Source organism: Streptomyces sp. NPDC059582 (assembly GCF_042735715.1).
Lineage (GTDB): Bacteria > Actinomycetota > Actinomycetes > Streptomycetales > Streptomycetaceae > Streptomyces.
The window spans coordinates 48,225-67,713 of sequence record NZ_JBHWCC010000035.1; the positions used below are offsets into that span (position 1 = coordinate 48,225).

At 71.8% G+C, this 19,489-nt stretch carries 16 protein-coding genes and 2 pseudogenes; 14 read left to right on the forward strand and 4 right to left on the reverse strand.

The features are described 5' to 3' along the window. Positions 1 to 32: 32 nt before the first annotated feature. The 8 genes from ACFV0T_RS27005 to ACFV0T_RS27040 all read left to right on the forward strand — a co-directional run bounded on the left by ACFV0T_RS27005 (position 33) and on the right by ACFV0T_RS27040 (position 7,715). Positions 33 to 1,061 (forward strand): ABC transporter permease, encoded by a 1,029-nt coding sequence (locus tag ACFV0T_RS27005; RefSeq protein ID WP_385784196.1) that lies wholly within the window; start codon positions 33 to 35, stop codon positions 1,059 to 1,061. A gap of 2 nt (positions 1,062 to 1,063) precedes the next feature. Continuing rightward, entirely contained in the window at positions 1,064 to 1,951 is an 888-nt protein-coding gene (locus tag ACFV0T_RS27010) for an ABC transporter permease (protein WP_385784306.1), read from the forward strand. Further along, positions 1,951 to 2,910, forward strand: coding sequence for an ABC transporter ATP-binding protein (locus tag ACFV0T_RS27015; protein WP_385784200.1), 960 nt, complete (start codon positions 1,951 to 1,953; stop codon positions 2,908 to 2,910). Before ACFV0T_RS27010 ends, ACFV0T_RS27015 begins: the two co-directional genes overlap by 1 nt. Further along, positions 2,907 to 3,764 carry an ABC transporter ATP-binding protein gene (locus ACFV0T_RS27020; protein WP_385784203.1) on the forward strand — a complete coding sequence of 286 codons (858 nt, stop codon included), beginning with the start codon at positions 2,907 to 2,909 and terminating at the stop codon, positions 3,762 to 3,764. The genes ACFV0T_RS27015 and ACFV0T_RS27020 overlap by 4 nt, the downstream gene beginning before the upstream one ends. Before the next feature lie 101 nt (positions 3,765 to 3,865). Beyond that, complete coding sequence (locus ACFV0T_RS27025; protein ID WP_385784207.1) at positions 3,866 to 5,206, forward strand: LLM class flavin-dependent oxidoreductase; 1,341 nt, start codon at positions 3,866 to 3,868, stop codon at positions 5,204 to 5,206. A gap of 125 nt (positions 5,207 to 5,331) precedes the next feature. After that, positions 5,332 to 6,387 (forward strand): LLM class flavin-dependent oxidoreductase, encoded by a 1,056-nt coding sequence (locus ACFV0T_RS27030; RefSeq protein ID WP_385784210.1) that lies wholly within the window; start codon positions 5,332 to 5,334, stop codon positions 6,385 to 6,387. 1 nt (position 6,388) lies between these two features. Then, complete coding sequence (locus ACFV0T_RS27035; RefSeq protein ID WP_385784213.1) at positions 6,389 to 7,150, forward strand: alpha/beta hydrolase; 762 nt, start codon at positions 6,389 to 6,391, stop codon at positions 7,148 to 7,150. Between the two features lie 49 nt (positions 7,151 to 7,199). Beyond that, positions 7,200 to 7,715, forward strand: a complete 516-nt coding sequence (locus ACFV0T_RS27040; RefSeq protein ID WP_385784216.1) for a flavin reductase family protein — start codon at positions 7,200 to 7,202, stop codon at positions 7,713 to 7,715. Positions 7,716 to 7,938: 223 nt separating this feature from the next. On the opposite strand, the gene ACFV0T_RS27045 is transcribed toward ACFV0T_RS27040, so the two are convergent. Further along, positions 7,939 to 8,550 (reverse strand): TetR/AcrR family transcriptional regulator, encoded by a 612-nt coding sequence (locus tag ACFV0T_RS27045; RefSeq protein WP_385784219.1) that lies wholly within the window; start codon positions 8,548 to 8,550, stop codon positions 7,939 to 7,941. Positions 8,551 to 8,747: 197 nt separating this feature from the next. On the opposite strand from ACFV0T_RS27045, the gene ACFV0T_RS27050 reads away from it, so the two are divergent. Further along, positions 8,748 to 9,803 carry an aldo/keto reductase gene (locus ACFV0T_RS27050; protein ID WP_385784222.1) on the forward strand — a complete coding sequence of 352 codons (1,056 nt, stop codon included), beginning with the start codon at positions 8,748 to 8,750 and terminating at the stop codon, positions 9,801 to 9,803. Positions 9,804 to 9,962: 159 nt separating this feature from the next. Here the strand turns inward: ACFV0T_RS27050 and ACFV0T_RS27055 are convergent. After that, positions 9,963 to 10,364: pseudogene (locus tag ACFV0T_RS27055) on the reverse strand (hypothetical protein). 376 nt (positions 10,365 to 10,740) lie between these two features. Here ACFV0T_RS27055 and ACFV0T_RS27060 point away from each other — a divergent pair. The 5 genes and pseudogenes from ACFV0T_RS27060 to ACFV0T_RS27080 all read left to right on the forward strand — a co-directional run bounded on the left by ACFV0T_RS27060 (position 10,741) and on the right by ACFV0T_RS27080 (position 15,564). Beyond that, the gene (locus ACFV0T_RS27060; RefSeq protein ID WP_385784224.1) at positions 10,741 to 10,950 is read left to right on the forward strand and encodes a ferredoxin; all 210 of its coding nucleotides are present in this window, start codon (positions 10,741 to 10,743) and stop codon (positions 10,948 to 10,950) included. Beyond that, positions 10,940 to 12,310, forward strand: a complete 1,371-nt coding sequence (locus tag ACFV0T_RS27065; protein WP_385784227.1) for an NAD(P)/FAD-dependent oxidoreductase — start codon at positions 10,940 to 10,942, stop codon at positions 12,308 to 12,310. The genes ACFV0T_RS27060 and ACFV0T_RS27065 overlap by 11 nt, the downstream gene beginning before the upstream one ends. A 31-nt stretch (positions 12,311 to 12,341) precedes the next feature. After that, a complete protein-coding gene (locus ACFV0T_RS27070) occupies positions 12,342 to 13,541 on the forward strand; it encodes a cytochrome P450 (RefSeq protein ID WP_385784229.1) in 1,200 nt (399 codons plus the stop codon). Positions 13,542 to 13,777: 236 nt separating this feature from the next. Beyond that, positions 13,778 to 14,764 carry a diaminopropionate ammonia-lyase gene (locus tag ACFV0T_RS27075; protein WP_385784231.1) on the forward strand — a complete coding sequence of 329 codons (987 nt, stop codon included), beginning with the start codon at positions 13,778 to 13,780 and terminating at the stop codon, positions 14,762 to 14,764. Between the two features lie 143 nt (positions 14,765 to 14,907). Continuing rightward, positions 14,908 to 15,564 (forward strand): annotated as a pseudogene (locus ACFV0T_RS27080) (maleylpyruvate isomerase N-terminal domain-containing protein). A gap of 53 nt (positions 15,565 to 15,617) precedes the next feature. Here the strand turns inward: ACFV0T_RS27080 and ACFV0T_RS27085 are convergent. Together ACFV0T_RS27085 and ACFV0T_RS27090 are read right to left on the reverse strand one after the other, a co-directional pair. After that, the gene (locus ACFV0T_RS27085; protein ID WP_385784233.1) at positions 15,618 to 17,981 is read right to left on the reverse strand and encodes a SpoIIE family protein phosphatase; all 2,364 of its coding nucleotides are present in this window, start codon (positions 17,979 to 17,981) and stop codon (positions 15,618 to 15,620) included. Positions 17,982 to 18,333: 352 nt separating this feature from the next. Then, positions 18,334 to 19,266: a LysR family transcriptional regulator gene (locus ACFV0T_RS27090; RefSeq protein WP_385784235.1), complete on the reverse strand. Its 933-nt coding sequence runs from the start codon at positions 19,264 to 19,266 to the stop codon at positions 18,334 to 18,336. Positions 19,267 to 19,489: the final 223 nt, after the last annotated feature.

Below are 19,489 nucleotides of genomic sequence, written 5' to 3' on the forward strand. Positions count from 1 at the left end.
ATCCGCCCACCACACAGAGAGGGGGCAATCCCATGACGACAACCGCGGTACGGGCCATGCCCGCCCGCCGTCGCGGGGTCGCCGTGACCAGGGCGCGGCACACGCTGAGTCGCGTGCTGGTCACCCTCGCCCGGTCGATCACGATCTTCGTGCCGGTCTTCCTGGTCGCGACGTTCGTGACGTTCGCGCTGCGGTCGCTGAGCGGACTGAGTCCGGCGCGGATCCAGCTGGGCGAGGAGGCGACTCCCGAAGCGGTCCACCGGGTCGAGGCCCAATGGGGGCTCGACAGGCCCTTCCTGGTCCAGTACGGGGACTGGTTCACCGACGTCCTGCACGGTCAGCTCGGAGCCAGCTGGACCAACGGCGCCGACATCTCCACCCTCATCGGCCTCGGCCTCGGCGTGAGCCTGTCCGTCGCCACGTTCGCGCTGCTCATCGGCGTACTCCTCGGCTTCGTCCTGGGCACGGTGGCGGCGGTGCGGCGCACCACCTGGATCGACCGGGCGATCACCGGCTTCGTCACCGTGATCTCGGTGATGCCGGCCTTCGTCGTCGGCATCCTGCTGGTCGCCGTCCTCGCCGTCGGACTCCATCTGTTCCCCTCTGCCGGTTACCTCCCGGCGGGGCAGGGGTTCGGGCCGTGGCTCGCGCACATCACACTGCCGGCGATCGCGCTGAGCTTCGACGTCGTCGCCGATGTCGCCCGCCAGCTGCGCAGCAGTCTGGTCGCGGCCTACCGCGAGAACTACGTGACGGGCGCCGTGGTACGTGGGCTGAGCCCTCGTCGGGTGTTCCTCGTGCACGTCCTGCGCAACGGCCTCGGGCCGGCGCTCGCCACCCTCGGCCTGAAGTTCCCCGCACTGGTCGGCGCCTCCGTCGTGACGGAGTGGGTCTTCGGCCTCCAGGGCTTCGGCAGATTCGCCAACGAGTCCGCGCAGGCCGGTGACGTTCCGGCCGTGCAGGGAGTGCTCGTGGTGTCGATCGTCCTGGTCGTCCTCTTCAACCTGATCGTCAACCTGGTGCTGGCCCGGGTGACGCCGGCATCACAGCGGGGGGTATGACCATGGTGCGTCGCGTTCTCACCCTTGTGTCCGGCCGGGTCGCCGTCACGGTCCTCGCCGTGATCGCCGTACTGGCGCTGTTCGGTCCCTTGCTCGCCCCGCACAACCCCTTGGCCACCAGCGACAACACGCTCGCGGCGGCATCGAGCGCGCACTGGCTGGGCACGGACTACCTCGGCCGGGACGTCCTGAGCCGACTGCTCGACGGATCGCGCGTCAGCGTGCTCGGCTCGCTCGAAGTGGCCCTGACGGCGCTGGTCGTCGGCGCGATCCCCGGCATCCTGTCGGTCTACCTTGGCCGGACCTTCGAGTGGGTCACCCTGCGTCTGGCCGACACCCTGGTCGCCCTGCCTTTCCTGCTGTTCGCCGTCGCCGTGATCGCGCTGCTCGGCAACGGCATCACCCAAGCCATGCTCGTCACCGGCGCGTTGGTCTCCCCGCTCTTCTACCGGGTGGCCCGCGCCGCCACGTTGGCGGTCGCCCGCTCGCCCTACGTCGAGGCCGCGCTGATCTCCGGAGCCTCCGTCGGCCGGGTCGTACGCCGTCACGTCTGGGTCAAGGTGCTCCCGCCGATCGCGGTGGCTCTCGCCCAGACCATCGGCACCGGCTTCATCATCGTCTCGAGCCTGACGTTCCTCGGCATCGGGGTCCAGCCGCCCGCTCCCACCTGGGGCGGCCTGCTGGCGTCCGACCTGGGTTACCTCGGCTACCAGCCGTGGGCGCCACTCGCCCCCGCGCTACTGATCATGATCACCGTCTGGGCCGCCAACCTGCTCGCCGACGCGATCCGCGATGTCTCCGGTGAAGCGGGCCGAGCCTTCGTCAACAACCGCAAGGCCCGTGCCAACCGCCTCGACCAGTCCGACACCGTGACCGCCGGAGGTGCGTGATGACGACGCTGTCCAAGAACGCCGCGCCCGACACGACCCGCGACACCACCGACACGACCGCCGCCGGGACCGCCACCGACACGACCGCCGCGGCACCCACGCCCGCGACCACCGGCGCACCCCCTGCGGCCTCCCCGACCGCCTCACCGGTGCTGTCCCTACGCGGGGTACGCGTCAGCGATCAGGCCGGCGGCCGGGAGATCGTCCATGGCGTCAGCTTCGAACTCACCCCCGGCAGGACGGTCGGCATCGTCGGTGAGTCCGGCAGCGGCAAGACCCTCACCTGCCGGGCCGCCCTGGGCATCCTGCCGTCGCACTTCGAGGTCACCGGCGGATCGATCGAGATCATGGGCACCGACATCGCGACCCTGACACCCCAGCAGTGGACGGCTCTGCGGGGCGCCACGATCAGCGCGGTCTTCCAGGACCCGGCCTCCTACCTCAACCCCTCGATCCGCGTGGGCCCGCAACTCGCCGAAGTCATCCGGGTCAAGAAGGGGCTGAAGCGGCGCGCGGCCCGCCACCGCGCCGTCGAGTTGCTCCAGGCCGTGCAACTGCGCGACCCGGAACTGGTCTACCGCCAGTACACCCATGAACTGTCGGGCGGCATGCTCCAGCGCGTGCTGATCGCGGCGGCGATCGCCGCCGATCCGAAGATCCTCATCGCCGACGAGGCGACGACGGCGCTCGACGTGACCGTCCAGGCCGAGATCCTCGACCTGCTCGCCGAACTGCGCGAGCGGGCCGGACTGGCCCTCGTGGTCGTCTCCCACGACCTGGCCGTCGTCGCCCAGCTCTGCGACGAGGTCCTCGTCATGCGCCGGGGCGAGGTCGTGGAGCACGGTCCGACGCGGCAGGTGCTCCATCACCCGCGGCACGAGTACACCCGGCTGCTCATCGCCGAGCACGAGCAGTACGGCCTGGAGAAATTCCGCACGCCGGAGGAGGACGCATCGTGACCACCGAGTTCTCCCAGGACGCCACCACTCCCGCGAGCAACGTCCTGGACGTCACCGGACTGGATGTGCACTACGGCCCTCGCCGGCGGCGCCGCCGCGCCCTGCACGGCGTCTCGCTGAGCGTCGCGCCCGGCGAGACGGTCGGGATCATCGGCGAGACCGGGTCGGGCAAGTCCACCTTCGCCCGTACCGTGCTGGGCCTGGTGCGGGCCTCGGCGGGCCGGATCGTCATCGGCGACGAGGATGTCAGCGACCACGGCCGGCGGCAGTGGCGCGCCCTGCGCCGCCGCGGCGTGGTGCAGTACGTCTTCCAGGACCCGCTGCGCAGCCTCGACCCGGACCTCACCGTGACGGAGTCCCTGACCGAGCCGTTGCTCGTCCAGGACGTCCCGCGCGAGGAGGCCGCCGAGCGGGCCCGCGCGTTCCTCACCCGCGTGCACCTCGCCGAGGAACTGTTCGACCGGCTGCCCGGGGAGCTGTCCGGCGGTCAGCGGCAGCGGGTCGCGGTGGCCCGGGCGCTGGTCACCGAGCCGCGACTGGTCATCCTCGACGAGCCGGTCAGCGCCCTGGACTCGGCCAACCGGGTCCAGATCCTCCAGATCCTCAAGGAACTCCGCGCCGCCGGTGTGGCCCTCGTCTTCATCTCGCACGACCTCGGTTCCGTCGCCGGGATCGCCGATCGCATCGCGGTGCTCCACCAGGGCGAACTCGTCGAGGTCGGCGCCGCCCGCGACGTCATCACCCGGCCCCGGCACGCCTACACCCGACTGCTCGTCAGCTCCGCACCCACCTTGCGCGGCGCTTCGGTCCACCGGTCCGAACGCGAGGCGCTGCGCGCGCTGTTGGACGCCTGAGCACACCACACCCCTCCGAGACATCCCGAGACACTCCGCCCCCCCGAAACCCTCAAGCCCCTAGCCCCTCGAGCCCCTCGAGCCCCTCGAAAGGAACGCCCATGTCCCGCAGGATCCACCTCGCGCTGCACCCCTACGGTGTCGGCGGCCCCGGCCAGCACGGCCTGTGGAAGGACCCGCGCGTCGCGAAGAACGCCAGCATCGACATCAACTACTACATCGCGCAGGCCCAGGCCGCCGAACACGCGCTCTTCGACGCCCTGTTCATCGTCGACAGCCAGTTCATCAACGCAACCTACCCCGCGCACTATCTCAACCGGCTGGAGCCGCTCACGCTGCTGTCGGCCGTCGCCACCCACACGCGGCACATCGGCCTGGTCGGCACGGCGAGTTCGACGTACAACTCGCCGTTCAACCTCGCCCGGCGCTTCGCCTCCCTGGACCACATCAGCGCCGGCCGCGCCGGCTGGAACGTGGTCACGAGCTTCGACACCGGCACGTCCAGGAACTTCGGGCTCGACGAACATCTCGACTACACCACGCGCTACGGCCGCGCGCTGGAGTTCGTCCAGGTCGCCCGCGGGCTGTGGGACTCCTACGAGGACGACGCGTTCCCGGCGGACGTGGCGCGGGATGTGTTCCTCGACCCGGCCAAACTGCACGAACTCCACCACGAGGGGCCACACTTCAAGGTCGCCGGTCCGCTCAACCTCTCCCGCTCGGCGCAGGGCCAGCCGGTGATCTTCCAGGCGGGGGTCTCCGAGGAGGGCCGTGACCTCGCCGCGCAGGTCGCCGAGGGCATCTACGCGCCGGGCGGCTCACTTCAGCAAGCGCGGGAGTACTACACCGACATCAAGAAGCGCACCGCGGCCTACGGTCGCGACCCCGAGCACATCAAGATCTTCATCCACGGCGGCCCGGTCGTCGCGGCCACCGACGAGGCGGCCGGGCGGCGCGAGCGGGAGATCTTCGAGGAGGACAACGACTTCGACCGCAACCTCGCGCTCCTCGGCCGTTCCTTCGGCGCGTACGACTTCAGCGCGCATGACCTGGACGCCCCGTTCCCGGATGTCGCGCACCTGGCCGAGAAGGGCGGCCGGACCGGCGCGGCCAAGCTCATCGAGCGCGCCAAGGCCGAAGGACTGACCTTGCGTCAAGTAGCTGAATCTGTAAGTGAGTTCCGCCGTTCACCCTTCGTCGGGTCGCCGAAGACCGTCGCCGACACCATCGAGGAGTGGTTCGACGCCGGCACCTTCGACGGCATCAATCTCGCCTTCCGCAACAACGACGACCTGGAGCTCTTCGTCGACGGTGTCGTGCCGATCCTCCAGCGGCGGGGGCTGTTCCGCACCGAGTACGAGGCCGACACCCTGCGCGGCAACCTCGGTCTGCCGGTCCCGGCCAACCGTCACACCCGCCGGCCCCAGCTCGTGAGCGACTGAGGGCCGGGCCCGACGGACACGTCGATCCCCACGGCGGCGCCGGTCGCTTGGACGGGACGCCCTCGTCGCGGCGGGCACGGACGGACTGTGAGAACCCCTGAAAGGCCCTGAAAGGCAGTCACCTCATGACCACTGCACCGACCCCAGGCTTCCGACTCGGCTTCCTCACCCACGTCCAGGGCCGGGGCCCCGACCTGGCCCGGACGTACCGCAATGCCCAGGAACTCTTCGTCGTCGCCGACGAACTCGGCTTCGACACCGGCTGGGTGGCCCAGCACCATGTCTCCCTCGGCGGGGGCGGCCTCTCCTCCCCGTGGACGTTCCTCGCCCATGCCGCCGCGCGGACCACCCGGATCCGGCTCGGCACCGCCATCACGATCCTCCCGCTGGAGGACCCGGTCCGCCTCGCCGAGGACATCGCCGTCGTCGACACCCTCAGCGGCGGCCGCGTCGAGATCGGGGTGGGCAGCGGCGCGAGCGAGGTGGAGTACGCGGCGTTCGGCCAGGACGTCTCCCGTAAACGCGAGCTGACCAGCGAGCATCTCGCGATGCTGCGCCAGGCCCTGGCCGACGAAGAGGTACGGGCGCCGGGGTTCCGCATCCAGCCGACGGCCGGCGACTTCACCGACCGGATCTGGCAGGGTGTCTTCAGCGCGGCCGGCGCACAGCACGCCGCCGCCCGCGGCTCGAACCTGCTGCTCAACCGTGCGGCGTACGGTTACGACGCCGCGACCGACGAGGTCCAACGCCCTTGGGCGGACGCGTTCCTCGCCTCCTGGGACGCGCCGCGCCGCCCACGGATCGGGCTGTCCCGGTTCGTGTTCCCGGCCAAGGACACGCGCACGGCGCTCCGGCAGATCGGCGACGACGTCCTCGCGGCGGCGCACCGGATGGCGAAGAACGGCGCCTTCCCGAAGGGCCTGGACGTGGACGAGGCGCTGCGCCGCTTCCACTCGTTCCACGGCCATCCCGACGACGTGGTCGCGGCGCTCGGCCGGGAGAAGGTCCTGCCCGTGGCGACCGATCTCATCACGCAGTTCAATCCCGCCGTCCCCGACCACGACGCCGCGATCCGGGCCCTGGAGCTCATCGCGACCGAGGTGGCGCCCGCCCTGGGCTGGCAGCCCGCCACCGAGCCCGGACCCGAACCCGAACCCGAACTCGAACCCGCAGGAGCGTGACATGACCGAGTACACCGACCACTTCGGCCCCGTGGGGCTCCGTACCCGAGGCACGGTCGTCGTGGTACCGGGACGGGGAGAGAGCCAGGCCACCTATGCCCGATTCGGGAAGCGGTTGGCCGCCGACGCCTACCGGGTCCGGGTCGTCGACGGGCCGCGGATCGACGCCGACGACGTGACCGGCTCGTTGGCCGGGTTCGGGGACCGGCTCACCGCCGCCGTGGAGGGCACCGCGACCGGGGACGGAACCGTGGGACCCGTGGTGTTCATCGGCGCCGACACCGGCGCCGCAGCCGTCGCGGCGCTTGTCGGACGGTCGTCGAGTGTCCGGCAGCCGGAGGCGGTCGTGCTCGCGGGGCTTCCGGGGCGGTCCGCCGGCACCGGCGGCTCGTGGGACGACGAGCTCGACATCCGCACCTCCTGCCCGGCCCACCGCGGTGTCCTGACCGACGACTCCCGGGCCGAGCGCGGTTCGCTCGACGTCGCGGTGCCGGGTGAGCTGCTCGACCTGGCCCACCACGGCGACATCACCGTCCCGACCCTGATCCTGGTCGGCGAGGCGGACCCGCTCGCGGACCACGACGCTCTGGCCCGCACCGCGAAGTCACTCTCCCGCTCCCGGCTGGCGGTGGTCCGCGACGCGCACCACGACGTCCTCAACGACCTGCAACACCGCTCGGTGGCGGCCGAGGTCGTGACGTTCCTGGAAGCGCTGCGCACCGCGCTGGTACCCGCCGTGGCGGTGGAGTCGAGTGCCTGGTGAGCCGGTTCCACCGCTCGCAGCTGTCGAGAAGCTATGGAAAGGAAAGGGTATGACCGCGCCCCTCCAGCGGAATCCGGCACCGTCTCGCCCGTCCCCCGACGGTGCGGGCATCATCCGCGACACCCTGCGCCGTCACGCGGCGGGGGTCACGGTGATCACCTTTCCGGGCCCCGTCGGCTTCACCGCGACCTCCTTCACCTCCGTCTCCCTGCGGCCGGCTCTGGTGTCGTTCTGCATCGGCCTCGAAGCGTCCAGCACCCCCGCCGCACGCCGCTCGAACCGCTTCGCCGTCCATGTCCTCGGCACTCCCAACGCCGGACTGGCCGGCCGGTTCGCCCGCAGCGGGGTCGACCGTTTCGCCGGTGTCGCGTGGCGGCCGCAGCAGGACGGTCTGCCGGTACTCGACGGCGTGACGGCCTGGCTCTCGGCCCGCGTCACACTCCGTCAGACCGTCGGCGACCACCTCCTGGTCGTCGGCGAGGTCGACTCGGGCGCCCTCGTGGAAGAGGCCACGGCACTCGTCCACCACAACGGATCCTTCGCGTCGGCCCACCCACTGACCTAGGGCCTTTGGTTCGGATCAGGTCGGTCGTGGCCGACGGAGCTGATGGGCCGGCCCGAGCGGGGTGTGGCGCGGGGTGGCCGCAGGACGGAGGCGGGCGTCGACGTGGAGCGTCGGCACCGACGACAACGCCGCGGACGCGCGTGCCGCACCCCGCGACACCGGGCTGATCCAACCTCGAGCCGAAGCTGTCCGGTCGCCAGGTGCGCTGTCCGGGGCGTCGGACTCATGGGGAAGCGACGGGCCCGCCTCGGGCGAAGGCTGCGTCGATCAGCGTCTCCGCGATGGAGCGTGCGCACGGGCCGGTGTGCGTGCTGTTGAGTGCCGTAGCTCGCGCCGCCGCGCCGTCGAAGAGCAGCGCGAGCTGCTCACCGAGGGTTTCCGGGTCGGGGATCCCGGCCTGCCGTGCGATGGCCGTGAGGCGGCGGGCGAACTCCCTCTTGTGCTCCGCGGCCAGCCGGTGGGCGGGGTGGCCGGGGTCGGGCATTTCGACACTGACGTTCAGGAACGGGCATCCCCGAAGCGGAGCGCTGGGGTCCGGCGGCTGCCCGTCGAAGATCGCGAGGAGTTGCTCGCGAGGGCCCGGCGCCGGTCGGTCAGGGGACGCGGGCGCGGGCAGGAGGTCGTCCTCCAGTGACTGGAGGTAGGCCTGGACCAGCTCGTCCTTGCTGGGGAAGTGCACGTAGAGGGTGCGTTTCGACACGCCGGCGACAGTCGAGAGCTGGTCCATGCCGGTCGCGTTGATCCCCTGCGCCGTGAACAGCTCGGTCGCCGCCGCGAGGATCCGCTCCCGGGCACCACGCCCACGACGTCGACGTACGGGGTTGGGTTCGGTCACAGCTTTAGGATACCGATCGTTTTACATAAGGCGGAACGCCCGCTACCGTGGAACCCTAAGTAGACCGAACGTCTTACTTATGTGCTCCAGGCGTCGCGCCACCCGGCCGCATGCGGTTCACCCGCCCCGTCGGGACGCGCCGACCCCCACCGCCCTCCCCGCCACCATCGATGCATGATCAGCACCAAGGAGATCCCATGCGCTACACCACCTTCGGACGACGGACAGGACTGCGCGTCTCCGAGTACGCGCTCGGCGCCGGGAACTTCGGCACCGGCTGGGGCGCCGGCGCCGATCCGGACGAGTCACGCCGGATGTTCGACAGGTTCGCCGAGGCCGGCGGAAACTTCCTCGACACCGCCGACGGCTACCAGTTCGGCGAGTCCGAGGAGCTGGTGGGCAAGTTCGTCGCCGCCGACCGGGACCACTTCGTGCTTGCCACCAAGTTCACCAACGGGGCCGGCCCGCAGCCCGGCATCTCCAGCACCGGCAACAGCCGAAAGAACATGGTCGCCTCGCTGGAGGCGAGCCTGAAGCGCCTCGGCACCAACTACGTCGACCTGTACTGGGTCCACTTCCCCGACGACCTCACGCCGATGGAGGAGATCCTGCGCGGGCTCGACGATCTGGTGCGGTCCGGCAAGGTCCTCCACGTCGGCCTGTCGAACTTCCCCGCCTGGCGTGTCTCACGGGCCGCGACCCTCGCGGACCTCAAGAACTGGGCACCCGTCGCCGGGATCCAGATCGAGTACAGCCTCGTCGAGAGGACCGGCGACCGCGAGCTGCTGCCGATGGCCGAGAGCCTCGGGCTCGGCGCCACGCTGTGGTCACCGCTCGGCGGCGGCCTGCTGACCGGCAAGTACCGCCGCGGCACCGACGGACGGCTGTCCGATCTGAAGACGCTCGTGCACACGGAGAGCACCGACCAGAAGACCACCGTCGTGGACGCCGTCCTGGCGATCGCCGAGGAGACCGGCGCGACGCCCGCCCAGGTGTCGGTCGCCTGGCTCCGTGAGCGTGGGGCTCAGACGTCGACCTCCGTCACCCCGATCATCGGCCCGCGCAGTCTCACCCAGCTCGACGACTATCTGGGCGCCCTGGACGTCCGGCTCACCCCTGCGCAGTTCGCGCGCCTGTCCGAGGTCAGCGCGGTCTCCCTCGGCGTGCCGCACGAGGCGACCGCCGGTGTCCGCGACACCGTCAGGGGCGGCGACGCCGATCTCGTGCTCGCCCCGGCGGTACCGGTGGCCTGACAGCAGTCCGGGCAACTGCGGAGAATCGAATATCTGTCGATCCGCGAGGAGGTCGATCCCGACCGGGCAGGAGGAGTACGTGGCCCCCGCGGTGACCAGGCTCGCGGACTTCTTCGGCGAGCACCTGCCGGCCGCCCGACCACCCGCGCCCGAGGCGGCCTACCGGCCGGGACGCTGCCGCGAGGCCTCTGCGGCACGCCGCGGTCGGTGCTCGGCGCCGGCGTGGTCGCCCCCAGGCCGACCGGCCAGGAACCGGAGCGCCTGGTGGGACGGGCTGCCCGGTTCGGCGGTCATGGGCATCAAGGTCTGGTGAGGGTCGTCCGCGCAGATCGGCATCTGCCGGTCCCGAGTCGGTTCACCGGCCACCGGACGGCGGAAGGTCTTCGTGCCGACCCTGAAGGCGGCGACCTGGCGCGAGGCTCACCAGCCACGGAACTCCGCGTCCTGGGCCCGGAGTTCTCCGACCAGCGCCATCAGCCGGCGGTCGTCGGGAGACTCGGCCGCGTCCATCCGCGGGGCGGCCACGCAATTGCGCGCCACGGTCTCCCAGTTGGCGTACATGGCGCGTATCCGGGACCGCGCTCAGCACCGCGTCCGAGGCCGGGACCCGGCCCTGCTCCAGGCGCGGGTGGTAGTCCGTGCTGATCACGGCGGGGTACGCCACCTCCTCGCGGCGCAGCCCGGCCACCCGGCGCAGCCCGGCGCTGCCCGGCCACCGGCATCCCCGCCTCACCAGGGGCGATCTCGGCACGACGCTGACCGGGTTCTTCACCGCCGTGCTCCGACCCGGTGGTGCGCTCCGCGCTGATCAGCTGTACCGCGTGCGACCGTGCACGCGGTCACAGCCCGTCGCGCCACGGGCGTGAACGAGCGGCAGGTGCCGCACCGGCGTAGAAAGGAAAGGGGAACGCCGGTACGACTCAGGGAGTGACTGGCCATGCAGGTCGTTGTGGATCTCACGCGCTGCCAGGGCTATGCGCAGTGCGTCTTCCTCGCGCCAGAGGTGTTCGAGCTGCACGGCCAAGAGGGGTTGCTGTATGCCCCGGCCGTCCCGGACGACCAGACCGAGCGCGTACATCAGGCCGTGGCCGCGTGCCCGGTCCAGGCCATCCTGGTCGGCGAGGGGGTGACCGCGCGTGCCCGCTGATCTGCTGGACGGCCGCATCGTCGTCGTCGGCGCCTCGCTGGCCGGGCTGCGGGCCGCGGAGACGCTCCGCGAGGAGGGTTTCCGCGGCTCACTGACCGTCGTGGGCGACGAGCCCCATCCGCCCTACGACCGGCCGCCGCTGTCCAAGCAGGTGCTGCTCGGCAAGGTACCGGCGGACTCGACCGCGCTGCCCATGCGCCGGGACCCGGACGCCGACTGGCGGCTGGGGGTACGCGCCGTCGGCCTGGACACGCTCGAGAAGCGGGTGCTGCTGGACGACGGTGACGCGCTGCCGTTCGACCGGCTGCTGATCGCCACCGGGACCCGGGCGCGGCCCTGGCCCCACTCGGAGGAAGCCGCCCTGGACGGGGTGTTCACCCTGCGTACCCGCGACGAGGCCGCGGGGCTGGCCGAGCGACTGGCCGCCGGACCGAGCCGGGTGCTCGTGATCGGCGGCGGCTTCACCGGCTCGGAGATCGCCTCGGCCTGCCGGGAACGGGGACTTGACGTCACGGTCGCCGAACGCGGCCCCGCGCCCCTGGTGGGCGCGCTCGGCGGAACCCTGTCGAAACTCGCCGCCGCCATGCAGCGCAACCACGGCGTGGACCTGCGCTGCGGGGTGACGGTCGTCGCGCTGCGCGGCGACGGGAACGGCCGGTTCATCGGTGCTGACCTGTCCGACGGCAGCCGTGTCGACGCGGACGTGTGCGTCGTGGCGTTGGGGGCGGTGCGCAACGTCGAGTGGCTGGCGAAGTCCGGGCTGGCGGCCGACCCGCGCGGAATCGCCTGTGACGCCGGGTGCCGGGCCTTCAACATGTACGGGATCGTCACCGACGACGTCTTCGTGGCCGGTGACGTCTCCCGGTTCCCGCACCCGCTGTTCGGGTACCAGATGCTGTCGCTGGAGCACTGGGGCAACGCGGTCACGCAGGCGGAGGTGGCGGCGCACAACATGGTCAATCCGGGACCCCTTCGGCGCCCGCACCTCACCCTTCCGACGTTCTGGTCGAGCCAGTTCGGGTTCAACATCAAGTCGGTGGGCGTGCCGACCTACTCCGACCACGTGGTCATCGCCCAGGGATCGCTCGAGGAACGCCGTCTGGCGATGGTCTACGGCTACCAGGGGCGGGTCACCGCCGCGGTCACCGTCGACATGGCCAAGTCGCTCGAGTACTACACGCACCTGATCGAGACGGCTGCGCCGTTCCCGCCCCCGCCCGGCGCGGCGGACCGCGCTCTCGCGGCCGTCATCCCGATTCCGTCCGACGTACCGGATCCGAAGGGGCTGTCGCACGGCCCCACCGTGGCGCTCACCGGTTACCTGCCGGATCGCCGGCTGACGCTGGTGCAGCCCGGCTGACCCACGTCCCGCCCCACCACGAGGAGCCACCATGGCCTCCGACACCCTGCTGGCCCGGATCACCGACTACGCCAACCGCCCCGACCCCTATCCGCTGTACGCCGAACTCCGCGAGGCGGGGCCCGCGGTGAGGCAGGCGGACGGCAGCTACCTGATCGGCACGTACCACGAGATCGTCGCGTTGCTGCACGACCCCCGGATGAGTGCCGATCCGCGTTCGCGCACCGCTCCCGCCCCGTACGAGGTGACACAACAACCGCCGTTCCTGCGGCTCGACGACCCCGAGCACCACCGGCTGCGCACCTCGACCATGCGGCCGTTCGGCCCGCCGCACAGTCCGGACCGGGTCGACTCCATGCGCGGCGAGATCATCCAGCTGACCAAGGAACTGGCGGAAGTGTTCCAGGAGGGCAGGCAGATCGACGTCGTCGACGACTTCGCCTACCCACTGCCCGTGACGGTGATCTGCCGCGTGCTCGGCATCCCGCACGAGGACGAGCAGCTCTTCCAGGACTGGACCGACACCCTCGTCGCGTCCGCCGACATCGGGCCCGAAGGCGACACCACCGAACGGGACCAGGCGGCCGGCCAGGCGCGGCAGGAGATGGGCCAGTACCTGCTCCAACTCGCCGAAGAGCGCCGCGGCCGACCCACCGGCGACATGCTCTCCGACCTCGTCAACGAACCGGACCCGGACGTACGGCTCAGCGAGGAGGACCTGGCGGCGAACACCATCCTGCTGTTCATCGCCGGACACGAGACCACGGTCAATCTGATCACCAACGGCGTCCTCACCCTGCTGCGCCAGCCCGACCAGCTGGGCCGTCTGCGCGAAGACCCAGGCCTGCTGCCGCGAGCGGTGGAGGAACTGCTGCGCTACGAGCCCCCGGTCCACATGCGCGAGCGGGTTCCCCTCGTCGACATCGACGTCGCCGGCACCACGATCCCCGGCGGCACGTCCGTCATCCTGGCGCTGGCCTCGGGCAGCCGCGACCCCATGCGGTTCAGCGAACCCGACCGGTTCGACCCCACCCGCCCGGACAACCAGCACGTCGGCTTCGGCAGCGGTATCCACCTGTGCTTCGGCGCGCCACTCGCCCGCATCGAAGCCGAGGCCGCGCTCGGCGCGCTGATCCCCCACCTCGGCACGGCACAGCTGGTCCAGGACCCGCCCCCCTACCGGCAGAACGCCATGCTGCGCGGCCCCCGCCACCTTCCGGTCCAGCTGTGACGGTACGGACGACGAGAGGCGGTCGGGCAGGGCGCTTTGGATGAGTACGGACTGGAATCGTCCGCTGGACCGATCGCAGGAGAGCGTCGGACCCTGGTCGTGTGTTCGAGACCAACTCCCCGCCCCTCGCGCCGCCATGGTCCGTCCGGCCGCACGCCCGTACATGGCGGTGTGAATCCGCACCTGTCGAAGTACGTGCCTTCCACTGCTCGCTGACCGACTACTCTCCCACCCCGTTGACAGAACTTCCGTCGCTGGCAGCGGAGTTGGAGGTCGGCCGAGTCTTCGTCAAGGACGAGTCGTACCGTCTGGGACTGCCCGCGTTCAAGGCGCTGGGCGCGTCCTGGGCGGTGCGCCGCGCCCTGGCCGAACGGGCCGTGAACGGCGAAGTGCCGGGCCCCGTCACCCTGGTGACCGCCACCGACGGCAACCACGGTCGCGCGGTGGCCCGCATGGCACGGCTGGCGGGGCAGCGCGCCCACGTGTTCGTACCGCGGGGTGTGCATCCGCAGGCCGTGGCGGCCATCGTCGCCGAGCAGACCGAGGTCACCGAGGTCGCGGGGCCCTACGACGAGGCCGTACGCCGTGCGGCCGAGGCGGCCGCCGGGCCGGACGCGGTCCTGATCCAGGACACCGCCTGGGCGGGCTACGAGCGGATCCCGGGGTGGATCGTCGAGGGCTACTCCACCCTCTGCGCCGAGATCGACGAGCAACTGGCGGACGCGGGAATCGCCGAGGGGCCGGACCTCGTCTCCATACCGGTGGGTGTGGGGTCGCTGGCCCAGGCCGTGGTCACCCACTACCGCAGCAGACCGTCCGGCCGGGCTCCGGCACTGCTGTCGGTGGAACCGGACGCCGCGGCCTGCGTCCTCGAGAGCTTCCTCCTCGGCGAACCCGTCAGCGTGACCACCGGGGACACCGTCATGGCCGGGCTGAACTGCGGCACTCCGTCCAGCATCGCCTGGCCCTACCTGCACGCCGGGCTGGACGCCGCGATCGCCGTCTCCGACGCCGACGGCTCCCGCGCGGCCGCCCGCCTGGCCGCTCTGGGTGTCTCCGCGGGTCCCTGCGGTGCCGCCGCACTCGCAGGTCTGCACGCGGCACTCACGGGCCCAGCCGCCGAGGCGCGGCGGGCGGAACTGGGGCTCGGCCCGGCCTCGGTGGTCGTACTGCTGAGCACCGAGGGTCCGGCCGCCAACCCGCACTCCACGGTTGGGCTTTGACAGCTCCCGACCATCGGACACGGTCTTTGACAGCTCCCGACCGTGGGACACGGTCGAAAAGGCGCCTCCCTCGGCACCGGCCCCCGTCGGCGCAGACGGCGAAGCCGAACCCTCGCGGCGCGGCGCACTGTTGGTTCGCCGCGGTGGATCTGTTCTCCCGCTCCTGGACGGCCTTGCGCACGGCGGTCGCCGAACTCCCGGACAGCGCCTTCGAGCGGCCGTCCGGCTGCACCGGCTGGCTCGTCCGGGACCTCGTCTGCCACCTGGTCATCGACCCGCAGGACGTCCTGATCACCCTCGTCACACCCGTCGACGCGCGCAGCCGACCCGGGACGCGGTGACCTACTGGGACATCGTCGAGACCCCTACCGGCGACGACCCGCTGGACGCGCTGATCGTCCGCCTCGCCGCCGCCTACGAGGAGCCGTGGCCGCTCCGGTTCCCTCTCGACGACGTCGGCTCCGCCGCCGGGCGCGCCGCCGGACTCGCCGACCCCGGCGTTCGGGTCGGCACCCAGGACCAGGTGCTCACCACCGCCGACTACCTCTGCGCGTACGTCCTGGAGTGGACGCTGCACCATCTCGACCTGGTCGCCCACCTCCCGGGGGGTCGCGGGACCGCCCACCGAAGGCCTGTCCCGTTCCCGGGCGATGCTGGAGGAGATCGTCGGGTCCGGCTTCCCCCTGTCGTTCTCCGGCGAGGACGCGCTGCTGGTCGGCACCGGCCGCCGAGCACCGACCGGCGGGGAGCGGGCCGCACTCGGCGAGCCGGCCGCCCGGCTGCCGCTCGCCCTCGGCTGACGGGGTCGGGGCGGCGGGGCGTACCGGCGGGCCGCGTTCCGGCTGAGGGGGCGTCACGCGGCCACGGCGGGTCCCGGGTCGCTCTCCACTGCCTGCTGCGCCCAGATCGTCTTGCCGCCGCGGCCGTGGCGGGTGCCCCAGCGCTCGACGAGCTGGGCGACGATCAGCAGGCCTCGGCCGCCTTCGTCCATGATCCTCGCGCGTCGCGCGTGGGGGGAGGTGGAACTGCCGTCCGAGACCTCGCAGATCAGGCTGTCGCGCTCCCGGATGAGCTGAAGCCGGACAGGCGGAGTCGCGTAGCGGATCGCGTTGGTCACCAGTTCGCTGACGACCAGCTCGGTGGTGAAGATCGCCTCCTTCAGTCCCCAGGCGGCCAGTCGGCCCGACACGCTCGCACGGGCGTCGGCCACGGCCGCGGACTCCAGGGGGAGATCCCATACGGCCACGTGATCCGTGTCCAGGACGTGGGTACGGGCGACGAGCAGGGCCGCGTCGGCCTCGGGCCGGCCGTCGCTCAGGGTGTCCAGGACGGATTCGCAGTACTCGTCGACGGTCAGCTCCTCGCCGGCCGGACCGGCCAGGGCCGTCAGCAGCTCCTGCCGTCCGATGTCGAGACCGCGCGGCCGGGACCGGACGAGACCGTCGGTGCAGAGGGCCAGCAGGCTCCCCTGCGGAACATCCGTCTCCGTGGCCTCGAAGGGGAGGTGTCCCCCGCCCAGTGCAGGCCCGACGGGCAGCTCGACGACCTGCGCGCTGCCGTCGGGCAGCACCATGACGGGCGGCTGGTGACCGGCGCTGGCCAGCGTCAGGCGGCCGGCGGCCGGATCGTAGACGGCGTACAGGCAGGTGGCGCTCGCCTCGCCCGCGGTGCCGCCGGCTTCGGTCGGCGCCCCGCTTTCGCTCTCGGTGGAGAGCGTCGCGACGACCACGTCGTCGAGGTGGGTGAGGAGTTCGTCGGGGGGCAGGTCGATGTGGGACAGGGTGCGGACGGCGGTGCGCAGCCGGGTCATGGCCGCGGAGATGTGCAGGCCGTTGCCGACCACCTCGCCGGCGACCAGCGCCACCCGGGCCCCGGAGAGCGGGATCACGTCGACCCAGTCACCGCCGGCGTCTGCCCGGGAGCCCCCGTGGCGACGGCGGCTCGCCACCTCCACGGCCGACAGTTCGGGCAGCCGTCCGGGGCGCAGGTCGCCGCGCAGCCGCAGCGCGGCTTCGTGCTCCCGCTTGTGGCGCCGGGCGTTGTCGAGGGAGACCGCGGCCCGCTTCGCGAACGCGCCGGCGACCACGAGATCGTCGCCGTCGTACGGCGCGCGGCGCTGGTCCCGCAGGAAGGTCACCACTCCGAGTGTGGCCCCGTGGGCGCGCAGCGGTGCCAGGATCGCCGCCCGGCCGCCGTGAGCGTACGACGCGCCGGTGCGGGACCGGTCCGACGGCACGGGGCCGCTCCGGTCCCGTGTCAGCCGGGCCCGCGTGTCGGCGTCGTCCAGGTACCGGGTCCCGCCGGGCCGGGTCGTCTCCAGCCACCGAGCCGGCAGTGTCACCCGAGGCCGGTCGTCGCGACCGCGAGTCCCCGAAGCCCCTTCAACGTCGCGATCACGGGGCGCCGAAGCCCCTCCAGCGTCGCGATCACGGGGCGCCGAAGCCCCTTCAGCGTCCCGATCACGGGGCGTCGATGCCCCGTCGGCGTCGCGATCGCGCGCATGCGAGGCCTCTTCGGCATCGCGGTCGCGCCACTCCGAGGCTTCTTCGGCTTCACCGTCCCGCGTCTGCCGAGCCTCCTCGGGAGCCGGACCCGGCGCTACGGGCCGCTGGGCGGCGCGTCGCAGCGTGACCACATCCGCGAACGGCCCGGCGGGTGGTTCCTCGCCGCCCAGAACGGCGTCGAAGAGGTCGACCGTGACGAAGTCGGCGAACCGCGGAACGGCGGCCTCCGCCAGTTCCTCGGCGGTCCGCGTCACGTCCGGGGTGCTGCCCACCTGTTCGCCCGCCGTGGTCAGCAGTGCCAGCCGGTCCCGGGCGATCCCCAGTCGCCTCAGATGCCTGTCCCGGTGCGTACGAACCCGGCACACCACATAGCCGGCACAGCAGGAGAACCCCACCGCCGGCACGGCGAGGGCGGCCACGAGCGGGGCGTGCCACATCCGCAGCAGGGAGGCGGCGTCCGAAGGCGTGAGAACCGCGTAGTCGGACCACCGGACGAGTCCGCTGCCCGCGGTCTCGAGTTCCCGGGCCGAGATCAGCGCGATACAGCCGACGAGCACCGCGACGACGGCTCGCCCTATGCCGCTCGCGCCGACTGCCGCACCTCGCGGACCACCGGCACGGCCGCGGTCCGGGCGTTCGGTCCGGGCAGCCGCCGGACGGGCACGGCGGGACAGGGCGGTGATCGGGTTGCGCGGTGGGGAAACAGTGGTCACGACGGATTCCTTTTGGGATGTTTGTTCTGTTTTAAACCCTTCTCGCCCACTGTTGAGCAGCTGCCGTCACCCTGTCCAAGGCTTGTCGGCGACCAGCCGATAAACGGCGGCTATCAAGGGACGCGACGCGGCACGCCGGCCTTCTCGCGGCGCCGGAAGACGTCGAGCACGTCGAGCACGTCGAGCCCGTCCGACACGCGTCGTGCACGCGCGACGCGGCACGCCGCCCTTCTCGCGGCGCCGGAAGACGTCGAGCACGTCCGACACGCGTCGTGCACGTCCGATACGTCAGACCTGGCTGATACGTCAGACACGGCTGACACGTGAGACACGTCCTTCGGCGCGGGCGTCGTCAGCCGATGCGGTGCTCGGTGGTCAGCGGCTGGTCGAAGAACTCGTCCAGCGACAGGCCCGTCGCCACCTCCACGAACGCCCGGGCGACGGGCGATCCGGGAGCCACCGCACTGATCCCCACCAGCATCTGCGCGCTCGCCTCCGGCTCGACCAGCCGTACCGCTCTCATCCTGCCGATCACCGGCATCGCGCGCAGCCAGGTGTGCGGCACGATGCTCGCCCACCCTCCGGCGCCCACGTGCGCGTAGAGGGAGGCGACGGAGTCCGCTTCCACCTGGGCGTGCGGCACCACACCGCCGGCGGCGAACGCGCCGTCGATGACCTGCCGGATCTGCATACCCTGCGGCAGCAGCGCGAGCGGCAGCTGTGCCGCCTCCGCCCACGTCATCGTGTCGGCGTCGGAAGTCAGCCGGTCGGCTGTGGCGAGCAGCAGGTAGCGCTCCTCGTACAGCGGCACTGTCTCCAGTCCCTCCCGCTCCCCTGGCGGGAAAGGGGCGATCGCGGCGTCCAGTTCGAATTCCCGCAGCTGCCGGGCCAGCTCCACCGTCGGCAGCCGGGAGCAGATCTGCACTCTGGCCAGCGGGTGCAGCGCGCAGAAGGCGGCCACGGGCAGGGCCGCGGTGGTCGACGCGGTGGGCCCGGCCCCGAGCCGCAGCGTGCCGGTGACGCCCGACTGGACCGCGGCCGCCTCGGCCTTGAAGGCGTCGTGCTCGGCCAGGATCCGCTTGGCCCACACCACCAGCCGCTCGCCCTCAGGGGTCAGGCTCTGGTAGGTGTGGCCGCGGTTGATCAGGGTCACGTTCAGCTCCCGCTCCAGCTTGGCGATGGCCGCCGACAGGGCCGGCTGGGACACGTAGCAGGCCTCCGCCGCTCGAGCGAAGTGCTTCTCCCGAGCCACCGCCACGAAGTACTCCAGCTGCCGGAACAGCATGGGCGCGACCTCCTGCCTCGGACACAGCTCCGGCGGGCGGACTACCGAGCCGGGACAGCTCCTGCCGTGGGGGCGGTCCGGCTCCCGAACCGGGACGGCTCCGCACCGACGGGCGGGCGGACTGCCGAACCGGGAGGACTCCGAACCGGGAGGGCTCCGTACCGTCGGGCGTGACGGAGCCCCGGGCCGGGACGGTGTCGTCCCCCGCCCTCCATCATCCTGC